Here is a 15,876-nt window from a genome sequence, read left to right on the forward strand (position 1 = left end):
CTCCACTCCAGCCAGCATCTTGAATCACAAAACCGACTGATCCGGAATCCCCTTCGATTCCGTCAAATCAGGAACCGCTCTAGTGGTTTTGCCCTTTGGCTGAGCGACCGCCCCGATACGCCCGCAAAGCTCGGCTGGAACGACGTTTCTTCCGGCAATCCTTTCCTCAAGCAATATGAATTGCCGGCCCCGCTTCGCGTATTCGGGCGCGAAACGGCGTCCGTCGTCCTTACCGCGACCGGGCCGATGGCGGTGTTTGACGAAGTTTCCACGCCCGGGGCTTGGCCGGACTTTCGGTCGAATAGCGCAATTCCAGGAAAAGCGTGAAACGGTTTTCCGTCCGGGATTGCGTTAAAACAAAGCTCTAGACTAGGACGTAGACTCGTTACCGCGTAGCCAGATACGGACGGAGACGAGTTTGAGGGCAGCGAGGTAGTTTTCTGCCAGCTTGTCATATCGAGTTGCGATGCGACGGAACTGCTTGGCCTGGTTGAAGAAGCGTTCGACGAGGTTGCGGGCCTTGTAGAGGAAGGGGCTGAAGCACATCGGGTCCTTGCGGTTGGCCTTGGGCGGGATGTTGGCCCATGCCTTTTGCTCGGTGACGGCATTGCGCAACGCGTTGGCATCATAGCCCTTGTCGGCGAGCAGCATGGCACCCTCGGGCAAATCCTTGATAAGTCCGCTGCGTAGGCGATGTCACTCATTTGACCTGCCGTGAGCGTCAGCTTGATCGGCCTGCCTTCGGCGTCGACAAGAGCATGGATTTTGGTCGTCAGCCCGCCTCGGGAACGACCGAGACAATGATCTCGATTCCCCTTTTTGCCGTCGCACCCTGCTGATGGACGCGAACAATAGAGGTGTCGATCATCTGCACCGTGCCGTCATGGGCCTCGGTAATGGCGTCCATCAGCCGATCCCAGACACCTGCTATCCGCCATCGAACGAAGCGGTTGTAGCCAGTGGTGCGAGGCCCGTAGCGCTCGGGCAGATCGCGCCATGGCGCACCCGATCGCAGCACCCAGAAGATGCCGTTCAGCACCCGGCGGTCGTCTACGCGCGGCACGCCTCGCGGCTTGTTGGGCAACAGCGGCTCGATCGCCCGCCATTCGAAGTCGGTCAGATCGTATCGGCTCATGCCCTTATGAATCAGACCCCGCTCAAGTTTGGAACCAGCCAGTCGGCAAACGACCCAATGCGGACAGGACGGCTGCTCACACCTCACTTCCATGTTGGTGAGCTTCGTCCTCAACGAAAAGGTCGAGGCCCCAGCCAACACCGCGATCCGCGAGCACCCTCATCGCGGACGGCTCAAGCCAGATGCCGCACTGCTCGTCGTAGGACGTATAGAACCCGCCATAGATCGTAATCTGCTTCGGCCGCACTTCCTGCCGCAGCCGGGCGAAGGCTTCCTCCCGACCTCGCATCTGCTCGATCAGGTAGTTGACCGCATTCTCGTGCTCGGCCCCACTCCGGAGCCTTTGCCGCGGACCATCGAGGCTCCATCCATTCTTCTTGCGCGGGGAACCGTTACGCATCGGGTCGCCCTTGCGGACTATGCGTGTCGGTTCGAGGCTTAGGATCGCAGTCACCCTCTCGGGGTCCGCATCGAAGTCAGAGATCGAGAGCGAGATCATCGCCTGTCCTAGGTTCGAAAGGGCAAGGCAAGCCCTGCGCAGTTGCGAGACTCTTCATGCTCGCCTCGCGCTTCCAAACCGAGCCCAGTCGTTTTTGCGTTTCCTGTCAGTCGGCATCGATCGCCGTGGCCATGCGGGCGATGGCCTGTTGATAGACGCTCGCCGAATTCCAGCCGGCAATTGCGCCGATATTCGCCTGCGCGCTGGCGCCCGGTCGCCAACCATGACCCTTGAGGAAGTTGGCGGTAGAAGCCAACGCAGTGGCCTTGTCACGCAGGTTTTTGTTGCCTACGCCATATGTCAAAACATTTCCGGGCAGGAACTGCGTGTGACCAATCTCGCCATGCGCGGCACCGACCGACGAGGCGCTCAACGCTCCGCGATCAACCAGCTTCAGGGCCGCAATGGCATGCGGGTAGAAGAACTCCGGACGGCGGCAGTCATAGGCCAGCGTTAAAATGGCGGAGACCGTATTCTGGTTGCCCATGGCGGAACCGAAGCCGGTCTCCATGCCCCAGATGGCGAGCAACACGCCCGGCGACACGCCGTAATTCCCTTCGATCTTGTCGAACAGCGCAGCATTGGCCTTCTTCAGCGCACGGCCCCTGGCAATGATCGCGGACGCGCCACGGCGCTTCATGAAAGCTTCCACTGAGCCGCTGAAAGCCTTATGGATGGCGCGATCGACGGAGATCGTCTTTGTCGCGTAGGTTGCGCGAGCCAGAGCGGCCAGACCCTTCGAGCCGACACCGTCGGCCTTCGCCTCCGCGGCGAACTCCGGTTTCCATGCCTCGAAGCCGGCGCCGCTCTTGCCACAGCTGGCCGCCGCCTGCGCGCCCGTCGCCAGCGCAAGCACCGCCACCACCGTGGCCACTACAAACATCTTCCCCTTGGCAAGAAATGCCATGCTGCTCTCCTGGTTGCCTGAATCACGTTCCCAATTGCGAACTTGCCTGCGAAACACCTGCTTGTCACTGTCCCGGCGCTGCGCCGATGCACTCAATACAGCAGGAACCTCAAATCCACCACACTGGCGGACGCCCGGGAATTTGCCTACGATCAAGTAATTATTGTGGCGGGGACAGAATAAGCATGGAAGACGTTGATGTCGTGATCATCGGCGCCGGTTCAGCCGGGCTTTCGGCTTCCAAGACCCTGCGCGCTGCCGGTTTTTCCTTCAAATTGTTGGAAGCGATGAACCGCATTGGCGGCCGCGCCTGGACCAGCGACCAGCATTTCGGCGTGCCGTTCGACATCGGCTGCGCCTGGCTGCATGCCGCGGACCGCAATCCCTACTTTCCCGAGGCGAAGGCCGCTGCCTGGACGCTTCATCACCACGACATGAATGTCGATCATCTCTATTACCGTGAGCGAAAGGCAAGCGAAGCCGAGGAGGCGGCGATGAAGGTGGCCGACGCAAGGCTGTTCGAACTGGTGGCGGCACATCAGGTGAGGGAAGGCGACGACGACCGCCTTTCGGCATTGCTCGCCAAGGGACACGCGCCGCGCGCCGCCGCAACCTTCGCCGGGCCGATGGATTTCGGCGCCGACGAGGACGAGATATCGATCCGCGACTTTCAGGTCGCCGCCGATCTCGATCCGAATTATTTCACCAGGGAAGGCTTCGGTACGCTGGTTGCCCGCTTCGGCGCCGACGTGCCGGTGGAGCTGTCGACGCCGGTGCGCAAGATCGTCTGGGATGGGCCGGGCGTAGCCTGCGTCATCGATCGCGGTACCATCCGCGCCAAGGCGGTCATCGTCACTGCCTCCCCGGCAGTGCTCGCCTTCGAGGAGATTGCGTTCTCGCCTGCACTCCCCGATGCGCATTTCGCCGCCTTCTTCGACCTGCCGATGGGCATGCTGACCAAGCTGCCGGTCGAAATATCCGGTACAAGACTCGGCCTGGAGCCGTTCGACGATTTGCTGATCGAGCGGTTGGCCCGGCACGACATTTACTTCCTCTGCTTTCCCTTCGACCTCGATTTGATGGTCGGTTTCGTCGGCGGCGATTTCGCTTGGGAGATGTCAGCGGCGGGCGAGGCGGCTGGCATCGACTTCGTCGTCGACCGGCTCTGCGGCATCTTTGGCGGCGACATACGAAAGCATGTCGGACGCGCAATGATGACCAATTGGGGCGCTGAGCGGTTCGTGCGCGGCGCCTATGCGGCGGCGCGGCCCGGCCGCTCGCAAGCGCGCGCCACGCTGATGCAGCCCGTGGCGGAAAAGATCTTCTTCGCCGGCGAGCATTTGGCCGGTCCGCTGATGCAGACCTGCGGCGGCGCCAGATTGTCGGGCGAGGCAGTGGCCAGGGAGGTCGTCGCCCAGCTTGCGGCAAAATAGCATCGGCCGGCAGGAACGTGGGCAGCTGACAGGCGTTTGGCGTTCTCCTGCTCGTATCGTCCTCCGCATTTCGAATGATTTGAGACGCCAATGAAGCTTTTCGACTGCCCGCATTGCGGCCACCGTCTCTATTTCGAGAACGCGCAATGCCTGAACTGCGCCAGCCTCGTGCTCTACGATCCCGAGCATGCGCGCTTCGCGCTGTCCGGCGCCGACGTCTTCCATTGCACCAATGCCGACGAATGCGCCTGCAACTGGATGGCGGAGCCCGGCCACGCCTTCTGCCGCGCCTGTGCGCTGAACCAGCTGATCCCGGATCTGTCGGTCGACGGCAACCGCCGCCGCTGGATCCGTGTCGAGGCGGCAAAGAAGCGTGCCGTCTATTCGCTGCTCGCCTTCGGCCTGCCGGTCGCACCCAAGCAGGACGTTGGCGACGAGATCGGTCTCGCTTTCGATTTTCTTGCCGATCCGATCGGCGGCGGTCCGGGCGGCGAACGTATCCTGACGGGTCATGACAACGGCCGGATCACGCTCAACGTCGCCGAGGCGGATTCGGCAGAGCGCGAACGGCGTCGCGTCGAGATGGGCGAGAACTACCGCACGCTGCTCGGCCATTTCCGCCATGAGTTCGGCCATTATTACTGGGACCGCCTGATCCGCGACGATTCGCAAAAGCTTGCCGGTTTTCGCGCTTTGTTCGGCGACGAGCGCGCCGGCTACGAACAGGCGCTGAAGACCTATTATGCCGATGGTGCGCCGCCCGACTGGCAGCAGCGCCATATCTCGGCCTATGCGACGTCGCACCCATGGGAGGACTGGGCCGAGACATGGGCGCATCACATGCACATCACCGACACGCTGGAGATGGTGCATGCCCTGAATTTCCCGCTCGGCCGGCTGGAAACCGTTGAAGCCAACGAGCTGCCGCGCGCCGATACCGGCGGCAAGCTGCAGCCGGCACCATCGGAACCCGCCTCCAGGCCAGAGCCTTTCGAAAGGATTCTCGACCGCTGGCTGGTGCTGTCGGAGGCGTCCAACTCGATCAACCGCTGCATGGGCCTGCCCGATCTCTATCCCTTCGTCATCTCGGACGTGGCGGCGCAAAAACTTGCTTTTGTTCACGAGCTTTTGACCGACCTGCCGAAAACGACTGGAACAAATCGTGAGCCGGCCGAAGCCTTTTAGCCGGAACGCATGCGGCTTTGCTTCGTTTTCCGTGCCAAGGGACTGTGAAACGGAGAGAAGACCATGAAACGCATATTGTTTCCGGCGGTGGCCGGAGCGCTCATAGCGATGTCGGGCTCTGCATTGGCCGACACCGCCGTCTCGGCCATCACTGATCTCAATGTACGCGCCGGCCCCGGCCCGCAATATCCGGTGATCGGCGTGCTCGCGGCCGGCCAGTCGGCGACGCTCGACGGCTGCATCGCTAACAGCAAATGGTGCACTATCGCCGAGGCTAACGGCCAGGGCTGGGTCTATTCCGACTATGTGACGGCCGATTTCGGCGGCAGCCGTGTGGTCCTGACACAGCGTCCGGCCGGCGCCGACATTGCCGTCGTGACGCCGCCCGCCGATAGCGTCGAGTATTCCGACAGCTATACCGGAGCAATCGTCGCCGGCGAGGCGATCGAGCCTATCCGGAGACCGCCGGCCGAGATCCGTACCTATGTGCGTACGCATCGGCTCGATCCGGTCTATCTGGAGGGCGAGGTGGTGACGGGCGCGACGTTGCCTGACACCGTCGAGCTGCGCGAGATTCCGGACTATGATTACCGCTACGTCTATGTGAACGGCCAGCCGGCACTGGTCGATCCGGGCAGCCGGCGTATCGTGTACGTCGTGCGCTGACGATACAAACAGGGCGGTCGCCCTGTAATGGCGGCCGCTCGCACTCCCGACATTGCCACAAGCCGGCATTGCCGCTGCAATACCGGTTTCCACATTGGGGCCGATGTTCTAGACCTTGCGAGCCGAAGCACCAGCCAGCGAGCCCGCGTGACGATCGACCCAACCGCCTTCCAACAGTACCGGCACACCGCCAACAACAAGACCACTTTGCCGCGGCTTCTGCTTGGAGCGGTGGTCGTCATCCTGTTCTGGCTCGGAACCACTGCCGCCGTGCTGTTCGGCGGCACCTATGCCTTTGCCGTTTGGCAGGCATCGTCTGGCACCGCCCCGCCAGGTGGAGGAGCAGTGCAGGATTTCATGGCCTCTCCTGCGGGCATCCTCGCGGCGCTGGCTTCATTTGCCGGAATCTGGCTCGGCCTTTGGGCTGCCATGCGCTGGATCCATCGCGAGAAGCTGACAGCCCTGATTGGCGTCAGCCAGCGCATTTCTTGGTCGGGGTTCCTGAAAGGACTGACCGCGGTGCTGATCACCTCGCTGCTTTCCGAGATCCTGCTTTATGGTTTGCAGCCCGACATCGCGCGCGGCGCGATCGGCCTGTCCGCGTGGCTTTCGTTCCTGATCCCGATCACCGCCCTGACCTTTCTGCAGACCTCGTCGGAGGAGATGCTGTTTCGCGGTTATCTGCTCAGGGGCCTGGCGAGCCGGTTCCGGAACCCTTTCATCTGGGCGCTGCTGCCGGGATTGCTGTTCACCTCCCTGCACTGGAGCCCAGGTTCGAGCGCTGCCATCAATGCCTGCGTGCTGGCCTCGATCGCCGCCTTTGCGCTGCTGCTAACGCTTCTGGTCTATGCAACCGGTAATCTCGGTGCCGGCTTTGGTGCCCATCTCGGTAACAATCTGACCGGCTTCCTGCTGATTTCGCACCAGCAAAGCTATAATTCCTTCGCCCTGTTCAACGCCAAGCCGCTCGAAGCCGCCGGCTGGACGACTTCAGACGCCGTCCTCATCGCTTCGATCGGCATCGTCAGCAGCCTGTTGACCGTTCTGCTGCTTTTACATCCGCGCTCACCGCTGAAAGTGGAACCGGATATGCCGCGCGCCGGCGGCGTGCGCTGATGCGCGTTGCCTGGTCGCCCTGAGCATATTCGGCTCAAAGCTTGACCAAAGCTTGACTCTGCGGCCGATTTCCTGTCTACACGCCGCGAAATTCCGCGACGAGTATTCCTCCGAGCAAACCGACCGGGACGCCGAAACCTCTTTGAGGTGAAGTGCTGTAAATCGATCCCGGAGGCCAACACCCGGCAGCGCTGTGCGCCCCCGGGTGCTTTTTGGCTTTGGGCTTTTGCCCGGACCGGCTTTTGCTTGGACAGTCGGCGCGAACGCATTACCTCTCGGGCATCATCCGGGTGCCAGGGAAAAGGAAAAAGAATGTTTGAATCGCTACAGGAACGCACAAGAGGCGTGGAGGGCCGCAGGCCCGACGGGGATCAGCATGAATCCAAGGCGCTCTCGCACGGCGGTTTGACCAATGTTTGAGTCCCTGCAAGAGCGCCTTGGTTCGATCCTGAACGGCCTCACCGGCCGCGGCGCCTTGTCGGAGGCTGATGTCTCGGCGGCGCTGCGCGAGGTGCGCCGTGCGTTGCTCGAGGCCGACGTGGCGCTGGAAGTGGTGCGTTCCTTCACCGACAAGGTGCGCGAGAAGGCCGTCGGCGCCGCCGTGGTCAAGTCGATCAAGCCCGGCCAGATGGTCGTCAAGATCGTCCATGACGAGCTGGTCGACATGCTCGGCGCCGAGGGCGTCGCCATCGACCTCAATGCACCGGCTCCGGTCGTCATCATGATGGTCGGCTTGCAGGGTTCCGGCAAGACGACGACCTCGGCCAAGATCGCCAGGCGCCTCACCGACCGTCAAAACAAGAAAGTCTTGATGGCCTCGCTCGACACGCGGCGTCCCGCCGCGCAAGAGCAGCTCCGGCAGCTCGGCGAGCAGGTCAAGGTCGCCACATTGCCGATCGTCGCCGGCCAGACGCCGGTCGATATCGCCCGCCGCGCCGTGCAGGCGGCCAAGCTCGGCGGCCATGACGTCGTCATCCTCGACACCGCCGGCCGCACCCATATCGACGAGCCGTTGATGGTCGAGATGGCCGACATCAAGAAGATGTCGTCGCCGCACGAGATCCTGCTGGTCGCCGATTCGCTGACCGGCCAGGACGCCGTCAATCTGGCAAAAAGCTTCGACGAGCGCGTCGGCATCACCGGCCTCGTGCTGACCCGCATGGACGGCGACGGCCGCGGTGGTGCGGCGCTCTCGATGCGCGCCGTCACCGGTAAGCCGATCAAGCTGATCGGCACCGGCGAAAAAATGGACGCGCTGGAGGAATTCCACCCCAAGCGCATCGCCGACCGCATCCTCGGCATGGGCGACATCGTCAGCCTCGTCGAAAAGGCGGCCGAGAACATCGACGCCGAACAGGCCGCGGCGATGGCCAGGAAGATGCAGTCGGGCAAGTTCGACCTGAACGACCTCGCCGGCCAGCTTCAGCAAATGTCGAAAATGGGTGGCATGGGCGGCATCATGGGCATGATGCCCGGCATGGGCAAGATGAAGGACCAGATGGCCGCCGCCGGGCTCGACGACAAGATGTTCGGTCGCCAGCTCGCCATCATCTCGTCGATGACCAAGGCCGAGCGTGCCAACCCCGATATTCTGAAGCACTCGCGCAAGAAGCGCATCGCCGCCGGCTCGGGTACCAACGCGGCCGAAATCAACAAACTGTTGAAGATGCATCGCGGCATGGCCGACATGATGAAGGCGATGGGCGGCAAGGGCAAAGGCGGCGGCCTGATGCGCGGCATGATGGGCGGCCTCGCTTCCAAGATGGGGCTCGGCGGCATGATGCCTGGCGGCGCAGGCGGCATGATGGGCGGCGGCATGCCGGACCTCTCCAAGATGGACCCCAAGCAGCTCGACGCCTTGCAGAAGCAGGCCCAGGCGGCCGGGCTCGGCGGCATGAAGGGCCTGCCCGGTGGTCTTCCCGGTGGCGGTGGCCTGCCTGGGCTGCCCGGCGGCATGAAACTTCCCGGCCTGCCGGGCGGTGGCGGGCTGCCAATGCTTGGCAAGAATGGCCTCGGCAAGAAGAAGTGAGGGCGCCATGAACGAAGAGAAGGACATGGCGGACGCGCGTGCGGCGCTGGCCAATTATCGCGCCTCGATCGACAATATCGACGCGGCGCTGATCCATATGCTGGCCGAGCGCTTCCGCTGCACCAAGGCAGTCGGCGTGCTGAAGGCGGAACATGGCCTGCCGCCTGCCGACCCGGCGCGCGAGCAGGAGCAGATCGCCCGTCTTCGCCAACTGGCGAAGGACGCCCATCTCGACCCGGATTTCGCGGAGAAATTCCTGAACTTCGTCGTCCGCGAAGTGATCCGCCATCACGAGCAGATCGCCGCATCCAACGGCGTAGCGAAAACCGGCTGAGGACCAGCCACCAACCGATCAACCAAATCAGAGCTTTTAGGAGAAAAGAAATGCCACTGAAAATCCGATTGGCCCGTGCGGGCTCGAAGAAGCGTCCCTATTACCATGTCGTCGTCGCCGACGCGCGTTCGCCGCGCGACGGCCGTTTCATCGAGTCGCTCGGCTCATGGAATCCGCTGCTGCCCAAGGACGGCGAACGCGTCAAGGTCGACGCCGAGCGCGTCAAGCATTGGCTGTCGCATGGCGCCCAGCCGACCGACCGCGTGCTGCGCTTCCTCGATGAAGCCGGCATCGCCAAGCGCGAAGCGCGCGCCAACCCGAAAAAGGCCGAGCCCGGCAAGAAGGCGCAGGAGCGCGCAGCCTTGCTGAAGAAGGCGCAGGAAGATGCCGCCGCGGCCGTTGCCGCCGCCGCAGCCGCGCCGGCCGAGGCGGAAGCCGCCAGCGCCGAATAAAATCATCTCCACAACCACGAAACGGCGGGCCCTGCCCGCCGTTTTGCTATTGCATCCATATGATGCGGCCCGATCAATAGCCTTCCGGGCAACTCGCAACGTAGACACGACCGTTACGATCGCGATAACGGCATTGGCCGCTTTCGCTGGCACGGCCGATCAGTGCACCGGCCAAAGCGCCGGCCGCACCGCCGATCACCGCGCCCTTGGTCGGGTTGCCGGCCACAGCAGCGCCGACCGCCGCACCGCCCAGGCCACCAACTGCCGCGCCTTGCTCAGTACGGGAGCAGGCACCGAGCGGGACCATCAAGGCCATCAAGATCATCACCTTTTTCATTGTCGTTCCTCTCCAACAGGGTGCCGTCCTCGCCGCTGCACCCCCTAACTCGCAACCAGGCGATTTGATCCAAAGAAGAAGATCGGCTGCCGCCCGGCGGCGCTCAATTTGATCCAAAGAGTAGAAAGGCGGCGGCAGACCGCGCCCGCTCTGGCGGCGTGGCCACCATCGAACGGCTTTCGATGTCGCCGCTATTGGCTGAACGGGAACAACGCGCGCACCCTTGGATCGCGCAGATACAGGCCACCCCAGAGGACGGCGCCGAGATAGACGCCGAACAGTATGTGCGAGAACAAAGGGCTGCCGATACGCACATGCGTGGCGACGGCGCCGCCGAGATAGGCGGTGAGCAGGATGGCGCCGAGCACCGAGGTGCGTGGCAGCGCGTAAAGCGCTGTCGAGACCAGTCCAATGATGCCGAGCATGCGCGAGACATTGGCATCGGCCGGCCAGCCGAGCTGCACCATGGTCTGGGTGACGATTTCGAGCGGCGGTAGCTTGATGACGCCGTCGAAGATCATGAACAGCACGATGACGGCGCTGAGCACGCGGCCGGCCCACAAGGCACGCGATGAGACGGGTGCTGCCTGAGACATGGTCATTGACGTTCCCTCCGGTCGTTGTGAGCACTGGCTCCTTCGCCAGCTCGAACCAAGGACGCGGCCCAGGATGGCGATCCGACATGCCTCCAGTTCTTTTTCACTCCCGGGGACGGCGACCTGGGATGTACAAGTTCAGCCAGCAACGAACCTGGTCAAGTCCACCTTGCGAGGTGAGATGGAGGGCGTTATTGAAAATCCGTAGGGGTGTCTTCCGACGCTCGACGGCAGCCGCCGCCTGATCGCACAACGAAAGCAACCGATGGCCGGAGAGACCGACCTGAAAAAGTTACTGGCGGCAATGACGCCGGAATTGCTTGCCGGCGTTCATGTCTTCACCACGTTGCCACCCGATGCGCCCGTTCCCGACAGGCTCCACCCGGTGATGCTATTTCGCGAGCGCGAGGGCACGACGCTGATCGTGCTTGAAGACCATGCCAAGGCCGCTGGACTGAAAACCGTGTTCCGCTGCCGGATGCTGACGCTGAACATCCATTCGTCGCTGGAAGCGGTCGGCTTCCTCGCCGCCATCACCGCGCGGCTGGCCACCGCCGGCATCGGCGTCAATCCGGTCTCGGCCTTCTACCACGATCATCTGTTCGTGCCCGCCGACCAGGCGGAGGAGGCGGTGGAGTTGCTGTTGGACCTAGCGGAGGAGAACCGGCTGTGACGCCGTCGCCTTGCTGCCTATTTGAGACGCCTGTGCCCCTCATCTGCCTGCCGGCACCTTCTCGGGGAGAAGGGCGCTAACGGCCGAAGGCCGAGCCTGCGACTGCGGGCCGTCGGCCTTCCGGCGCCCCCGCGGAGGCCAGCCGCGCTAGCGGCGATACGGCCGTGAGCGAAACAACCGCCGAAGGCCGAGCCTGCGACCGCAGGCCGCCGGTCGTCCGGCGCCCCCGCGGAGGCCAGCCGCGCTAGCGGCGATACGGCCGTGAGCGAACTATGCCGCCTTCTTCTTCGGCTGGATCAGCCCGCGCTCGACCAGCAGTTCCGCGATCTGCACCGCATTGAGTGCCGCGCCCTTGCGCAGATTGTCGGAGACGATCCACATCGACAGGCCGTTGTCGATGGTCGAGTCCTCGCGGATGCGCGAGATGAAGGTGGCGTCCTCGCCTGCCGATTCCAGCGGCGTGATGTAGCCGCCGTCCTCGCGCTTGTCGATGACCTGGCAGCCCGGCGCCTCGCGCAGGATCTCGCGCGCCTCATCGGCGGTGATCGGCTTCTCGAACTCGATGTTGACCGCTTCCGAATGGCCGATGAACACCGGCACCCGCACGCAGGTCGCCGTCAGCTTGATCTTCGGGTCGAGCATCTTCTTGGTCTCGGCCACCATCTTCCACTCTTCCTTGGTGAAGCCGTCGTCGAGGAAGACGTCGATATGCGGGATGACGTTGAAGGCGATACGCTTGGTGAACTTCTTGACGTCGACCTGGTCGGCGACAAACACCGCGCGCGTCTGCGTGAACAATTCGTCCATGCCTTCCTTGCCGGCGCCGGAGACCGACTGGTAGGTGGCGACGACGACGCGCTTGATGGTGGCCGCGTCATGCAGCGGCTTCAGCGCCACGACCAGCTGCGCCGTCGAGCAGTTTGGGTTGGCAATGATGTTCTTGCGCGTGAACAGCGAGATCGCATCCGGGTTCACTTCCGGAACGATCAGCGGCACGTCCTGGTCGTAGCGGAAGGCCGACGAATTATCGATGACGACGCAGCCCTGCTTGCCGATCTTCGGCGACCATTCCTTGGAGACGTTGCCGCCGGCCGACATGATGCAGATGTCGGTATCTGAAAAATCATATTGGTCGAGCGCTCTGACCTTCAGCGTGCGGTCGCCGAACGACACTTCCGTCCCCTGGCTGCGCCGCGAGGCCAGCGCCACCACCTCGCTCACCGGAAAGCCGCGCTCTTCGAGTATGTTGAGCATTTCCCGGCCCACATTGCCCGTGGCGCCGACGATCGCAACCTTGAAACTCATCGAAATCTCCTGTCCCTCTCCGCTCGTTTTCTGGAGAAAACCCGCCGGCCGGTGCGGGTTTCAACCCCCGGGCCGGACCGGGAGAGGGTGGTTAGGCCAAGGGAATCAGACCGTTTTGGTGGTCGTTTTGCCGGTTTTTTTGAGCAAGAACGTGATTTTGCTGGAACGAGGAGACGCAGCGACGCGCCCGGCCCAATGGTTCGCATTGGGGCCGGGGATGTCGAAGGCAGAAAGCGCCATCAAAAGGCCGCGCATCGAAAACTATCCCGTTCGGTGCCGGCTTTTACGCGGTTTACGTCTAGAGTCAATCGCAAGCAGGCCGACCCGCCCGCCCTGTACAATGACGGCGGCACCAAGTACGAACGAGCATCGTCTGGCTCGTGGCGCCCGTCTGTGGCGCTTGCCGACATTTGACCCGTCGCCGGGTATTCAGAATCCGAATTTCGAAAGAGCAAGATGTCCAACTTCGAAGCTATTGTTCCCGCGCTGGCAAAGGCGCTGGAAAAACGCGGCTATGTCGAGCTGACGCCGGTGCAGAACGCCGTTCTCGAGCTTGGCCAGGCCGATGCGCTGGTTTCGGCCCAGACCGGCTCCGGCAAGACCGTCGCCTTCGGTCTGGCTTTGGCGCCGACCCTTCTCGATGGCGCGGAGCGCTTTTCCCACGCGGCGGCACCCCTGGCGCTGGCTGTGGCGCCGACGCGGGAGTTGGCCCTGCAGGTAACGCGCGAGCTGGAATGGCTCTACGAACTGACCGGCGCCACGGTGGCGTCCTGCGTCGGCGGCATGGACATGCGCACCGAACGGCGCGTGCTGGAGCGCGGCGCCCATATCGTCGTGGGCACGCCCGGCCGCCTGCGCGATCACATCACCCGCAATTCGCTCGACATGTCGGCGCTCAAGGCAGTGGTGCTCGACGAGGCCGACGAGATGCTCGATCTCGGCTTTCGCGAGGATCTGGAATTCATCCTCGATGCCGCACCCGCCGATCGCCGCACGCTGATGTTTTCCGCGACCGTGCCGCGCTCCATCGCCACGCTGGCCAAGGGCTACCAGCGCGATGCTGTGCGCATCTCGGCCTCCGGCGAGGAAAAGCAGCATCTCGACATCGAATACCGGGCGCTGAGCGTCGCCCAGGCGGACCGCGAAAACGCCATCATCAACGTGCTTCGCTACTACGAGGCCAAGAATGCATTGGTGTTCTGCAACACCCGCGCCGCCGTCAACCATCTGACGGCGCGCTTCAACAATCGCAACTTTTCCGTCGTGGCGCTGTCCGGCGAGCTTAGCCAGAACGAGCGCAGCCACGCGCTGCAGGCGATGCGCGACGGCCGCGCCAAGGTCTGCATCGCCACCGACGTCGCGGCACGCGGCATCGACCTGCCCAATCTGGAGCTGGTGATCCATGCCGACCTGCCGACCAACCCGGAAACGCTCCTGCACCGAAGCGGACGCACGGGTCGTGCGGGACGCAAGGGCGTCAGCGCGCTGATCGTGCCCAACAATGCCCGCCGGCGCACCGAGCGGCTGCTGCAAAGTGCCGGCCTTGCGGCGACATGGGCAAGCCCGCCGTCGGCCGACGACGTGATACGGCGCGACGATGAGCGCATTCTCGCTGATCCGGTCTTCAGCGAGCCTATGAAGGATGAGGAGCGCGGCTTCGTCGAGGCGCTTCTCGATCAGCACGGGCCCGAACAGGTTGCCGCCGCCTTCGTGCGGATGTGCCGCTCCAGCCACTCGGCGCCGGAGGATCTTCTCGACGTGGCACCGTTCACGCCGTCGGGCGAAAAATTTGCGCGCCGGGACGAGGCACCGAGCCGCCGCGACGATTTCGGCAACAGCGTCTGGTTCTCGCTGTCGGTCGGACGCCGGCAGAATGCCGAGCCACGCTGGCTGATCCCGATGCTGTGCCGGACAGGCGGTATTTCCAAGCGCGAGATCGGCGCCATCAAGATGCAGCCGGAGGAAACCTTCGTGCAGATCGCGGCGGACTGGGCCGAGCGTTTCCTCGCTGCGATCGGCCCCGACCGGAAGCTGCAGGGCAACATTGCGGTCAAGCGGCTGGACGGCACGCCGGATTTGTCGCGGGCCGGCTATCAAGAACCACGACCCGACAAGAAGCCGCACCGCGGCAAGCGCACCTTCGATCAGAACACGCCCAAATTCGAGAAGCGCGCACCGGCCGACCAGCGCCCGGCATTCGAGGCGAAGCCCTGGGCCGGGAAACCGGCCAAGGCGAAGTTCGAAGGCGGACCTGCGAAACACAAGAAATCGAAGAAACGGCCGGGGTAAATAGCCAGCACTCTCCATTTCCGCACGCCCCTTGCGGTCTGCCGGAACTTTGCACAGTCTGGGGCGGGGAGATGGGGGTGGGCAGGACATGCGCGGCGAAGTTCTTCATTACGACGAAGACCAGGGTTTCGGCTTCATCACCGGAGCCGACGGCAACCGCTACACTTTGGGGCGCGAAGATTTGCGCCGCGAAGCATCGGTTGCCGGAGGTACGACCGTCGAATTCCAGCCGGCTGGCGGACGGGCACGCGATGTTTTTTCGATCCGCGCCCAACCTGCCAGTGCGCCCGCCGACGCCTCCACTGCAACCGCCGCCCTAACTCAGGCCGGCAATGCGCCCGCGGCACGTCAGCCGCAACATTTCGGCCGTTCCGCTGAACAAAGTCCGGCCGAATCGGCTGGCCTGTGGAGCTACTTCTGGCGGGGTCTGACCGAGAATTACTTCAACTTCGCCGGCCGTGCCCGCCGCAAAGAGTATTGGGGCTATTGTCTGTTCTGGACGATCGCGCTGATTGTGGTCATAGGACTCGGCGTCTTTATCGACGACGCCATGGGCAATCTCGACAACAGTGAATTGCCGGCAGTGACGGTCGGCCTTTCCGGTCTCTTCCTGCTGGCGACAGCCCTGCCGTGGTTCGGGCTGAACGTGCGTCGCCTGCACGATACCGGCCTGACCGGCTGGCTCTTCCTGCTTTTCCTGATCCCGACCTTCGGCACCGTCATCATCCTGATCTTTGCGCTGATCCCGACCCAGCCGCGCGAAAACCAGTGGGGTCCGGTGCCAGTAGGGATAGTGTGCTGAAGGTTCTGCAAAAAGTGTTGGAGAGAGAACGGCGCTTGCTCTGAGGGGCGAGCGGCCATGGCACGGTGGTGACGTTGCGATCACCGATTCCCGTGGAAGGGGAAGTGCCATGACCAAT

16 protein-coding genes and 2 pseudogenes are annotated in these 15,876 nt (G+C 63.3%); 11 read left to right on the top strand and 7 right to left on the bottom strand.

Annotated features, from left to right (window positions below; all coding sequences use genetic code 11):
• A pseudogene (locus NKI97_RS34405) lies at positions 1–327 on the top strand (hypothetical protein); the annotation flags it as partial.
• A 42-nt stretch (positions 328–369) separates the two neighbouring features.
• On the opposite strand, the pseudogene NKI97_RS34410 reads toward NKI97_RS34405, so the two are convergent.
• From NKI97_RS34410 to NKI97_RS34420, 3 genes and pseudogenes are all read right to left on the bottom strand, one after another.
• Positions 370–1,135 (bottom strand): annotated as a pseudogene (locus NKI97_RS34410) (IS5 family transposase).
• A 76-nt stretch (positions 1,136–1,211) separates the two neighbouring features.
• Positions 1,212–1,634: a DUF4279 domain-containing protein gene (locus NKI97_RS34415; RefSeq protein WP_352450204.1), complete on the bottom strand. Its 423-nt coding sequence runs from the start codon at positions 1,632–1,634 to the stop codon at positions 1,212–1,214.
• 106 nt (positions 1,635–1,740) lie between these two features.
• A complete protein-coding gene (locus NKI97_RS34420) occupies positions 1,741–2,541 on the bottom strand; it encodes a lytic murein transglycosylase (RefSeq protein ID WP_352450205.1) in 801 nt (266 codons plus the stop codon).
• A gap of 185 nt (positions 2,542–2,726) precedes the next feature.
• Between NKI97_RS34420 and NKI97_RS34425 the strand changes: the two genes are divergently transcribed.
• The 7 genes from NKI97_RS34425 (at position 2,727) to rpsP (ending at position 9,756) form a co-directional block, all read left to right on the top strand.
• Complete coding sequence (locus NKI97_RS34425) at positions 2,727–3,974, top strand: flavin monoamine oxidase family protein (protein WP_352450206.1); 1,248 nt, start codon at positions 2,727–2,729, stop codon at positions 3,972–3,974.
• A 90-nt stretch (positions 3,975–4,064) separates the two neighbouring features.
• Positions 4,065–5,159, top strand: a complete 1,095-nt coding sequence (locus NKI97_RS34430; protein WP_352450207.1) for a zinc-binding metallopeptidase family protein — start codon at positions 4,065–4,067, stop codon at positions 5,157–5,159.
• Positions 5,160–5,222: 63 nt separating this feature from the next.
• On the top strand, positions 5,223–5,825 hold the full coding sequence (locus NKI97_RS34435; RefSeq protein WP_352450208.1) for a DUF1236 domain-containing protein: 603 nt from the start codon (positions 5,223–5,225) through the stop codon (positions 5,823–5,825).
• Between the two features lie 147 nt (positions 5,826–5,972).
• Positions 5,973–6,941 (top strand): CPBP family intramembrane glutamic endopeptidase, encoded by a 969-nt coding sequence (locus NKI97_RS34440; RefSeq protein ID WP_352838519.1) that lies wholly within the window; start codon positions 5,973–5,975, stop codon positions 6,939–6,941.
• A gap of 412 nt (positions 6,942–7,353) precedes the next feature.
• Positions 7,354–8,970, top strand: coding sequence for a signal recognition particle protein (gene ffh / locus NKI97_RS34445; RefSeq protein ID WP_352748291.1), 1,617 nt, complete (start codon positions 7,354–7,356; stop codon positions 8,968–8,970).
• Positions 8,971–8,977: 7 nt separating this feature from the next.
• Complete coding sequence (locus tag NKI97_RS34450; protein WP_352450211.1) at positions 8,978–9,304, top strand: chorismate mutase; 327 nt, start codon at positions 8,978–8,980, stop codon at positions 9,302–9,304.
• Positions 9,305–9,354: 50 nt separating this feature from the next.
• Entirely contained in the window at positions 9,355–9,756 is a 402-nt protein-coding gene (rpsP, locus tag NKI97_RS34455; RefSeq protein ID WP_352450212.1) for a 30S ribosomal protein S16, read from the top strand.
• 73 nt (positions 9,757–9,829) lie between these two features.
• Here rpsP and NKI97_RS34460 read toward each other — a convergent pair whose 3' ends face one another.
• Positions 9,830–10,093 (bottom strand): YMGG-like glycine zipper-containing protein, encoded by a 264-nt coding sequence (locus tag NKI97_RS34460; protein ID WP_352838520.1) that lies wholly within the window; start codon positions 10,091–10,093, stop codon positions 9,830–9,832.
• Between the two features lie 191 nt (positions 10,094–10,284).
• A complete protein-coding gene (locus NKI97_RS34465; protein ID WP_352748294.1) occupies positions 10,285–10,695 on the bottom strand; it encodes a DoxX family protein in 411 nt (136 codons plus the stop codon).
• Positions 10,696–10,954: 259 nt separating this feature from the next.
• Between NKI97_RS34465 and NKI97_RS34470 the strand changes: the two genes are divergently transcribed.
• On the top strand, positions 10,955–11,362 hold the full coding sequence (locus NKI97_RS34470) for an ACT domain-containing protein (RefSeq protein ID WP_352838521.1): 408 nt from the start codon (positions 10,955–10,957) through the stop codon (positions 11,360–11,362).
• Positions 11,363–11,632: 270 nt separating this feature from the next.
• Here NKI97_RS34470 and NKI97_RS34475 read toward each other — a convergent pair whose 3' ends face one another.
• Both NKI97_RS34475 and NKI97_RS34480 read right to left on the bottom strand, forming a co-directional pair.
• Positions 11,633–12,667, bottom strand: coding sequence for an aspartate-semialdehyde dehydrogenase (locus NKI97_RS34475; protein WP_023680535.1), 1,035 nt, complete (start codon positions 12,665–12,667; stop codon positions 11,633–11,635).
• 105 nt (positions 12,668–12,772) lie between these two features.
• Positions 12,773–12,922 (bottom strand): hypothetical protein, encoded by a 150-nt coding sequence (locus NKI97_RS34480; RefSeq protein WP_352450216.1) that lies wholly within the window; start codon positions 12,920–12,922, stop codon positions 12,773–12,775.
• A 201-nt stretch (positions 12,923–13,123) separates the two neighbouring features.
• Between NKI97_RS34480 and NKI97_RS34485 the strand changes: the two genes are divergently transcribed.
• Both NKI97_RS34485 and NKI97_RS34490 read left to right on the top strand, forming a co-directional pair.
• Positions 13,124–14,956, top strand: a complete 1,833-nt coding sequence (locus NKI97_RS34485; RefSeq protein WP_352838522.1) for a DEAD/DEAH box helicase — start codon at positions 13,124–13,126, stop codon at positions 14,954–14,956.
• Positions 14,957–15,044: 88 nt separating this feature from the next.
• On the top strand, positions 15,045–15,758 hold the full coding sequence (locus NKI97_RS34490) for a DUF805 domain-containing protein (protein WP_352838523.1): 714 nt from the start codon (positions 15,045–15,047) through the stop codon (positions 15,756–15,758).
• Positions 15,759–15,876 lie beyond the last annotated feature (118 nt).

This window comes from Mesorhizobium sp. M0296 (assembly GCF_040321675.1).
Lineage (GTDB): Bacteria > Pseudomonadota > Alphaproteobacteria > Rhizobiales > Rhizobiaceae > Mesorhizobium.

Excerpts from the sequence above, each read along its gene's own strand:
- NKI97_RS34415 (WP_352450204.1), bottom strand. The coding sequence starts at position 1,634 with ATGATCTCGCTCTCGATCTCTGACTTCGATGCGGACCCCGAGAGGGTG.
- NKI97_RS34420 (WP_352450205.1), bottom strand. The coding sequence starts at position 2,541 with ATGGCATTTCTTGCCAAGGGGAAGATGTTTGTAGTGGCCACGGTGGTG.
- NKI97_RS34425 (WP_352450206.1), top strand. The coding sequence starts at position 2,727 with ATGGAAGACGTTGATGTCGTGATCATCGGCGCCGGTTCAGCCGGGCTT.
- NKI97_RS34430 (WP_352450207.1), top strand. The coding sequence starts at position 4,065 with ATGAAGCTTTTCGACTGCCCGCATTGCGGCCACCGTCTCTATTTCGAG.
- NKI97_RS34435 (WP_352450208.1), top strand. The coding sequence starts at position 5,223 with ATGAAACGCATATTGTTTCCGGCGGTGGCCGGAGCGCTCATAGCGATG.
- ffh (WP_352748291.1), top strand. The coding sequence starts at position 7,354 with ATGTTTGAGTCCCTGCAAGAGCGCCTTGGTTCGATCCTGAACGGCCTC.
- NKI97_RS34450 (WP_352450211.1), top strand. The coding sequence starts at position 8,978 with ATGAACGAAGAGAAGGACATGGCGGACGCGCGTGCGGCGCTGGCCAAT.
- rpsP (WP_352450212.1), top strand. The coding sequence starts at position 9,355 with ATGCCACTGAAAATCCGATTGGCCCGTGCGGGCTCGAAGAAGCGTCCC.
- NKI97_RS34460 (WP_352838520.1), bottom strand. The coding sequence starts at position 10,093 with ATGAAAAAGGTGATGATCTTGATGGCCTTGATGGTCCCGCTCGGTGCC.
- NKI97_RS34465 (WP_352748294.1), bottom strand. The coding sequence starts at position 10,695 with ATGACCATGTCTCAGGCAGCACCCGTCTCATCGCGTGCCTTGTGGGCC.
- NKI97_RS34470 (WP_352838521.1), top strand. The coding sequence starts at position 10,955 with ATGGCCGGAGAGACCGACCTGAAAAAGTTACTGGCGGCAATGACGCCG.
- NKI97_RS34475 (WP_023680535.1), bottom strand. The coding sequence starts at position 12,667 with ATGAGTTTCAAGGTTGCGATCGTCGGCGCCACGGGCAATGTGGGCCGG.
- NKI97_RS34480 (WP_352450216.1), bottom strand. The coding sequence starts at position 12,922 with ATGCGCGGCCTTTTGATGGCGCTTTCTGCCTTCGACATCCCCGGCCCC.
- NKI97_RS34485 (WP_352838522.1), top strand. The coding sequence starts at position 13,124 with ATGTCCAACTTCGAAGCTATTGTTCCCGCGCTGGCAAAGGCGCTGGAA.
- NKI97_RS34490 (WP_352838523.1), top strand. The coding sequence starts at position 15,045 with ATGCGCGGCGAAGTTCTTCATTACGACGAAGACCAGGGTTTCGGCTTC.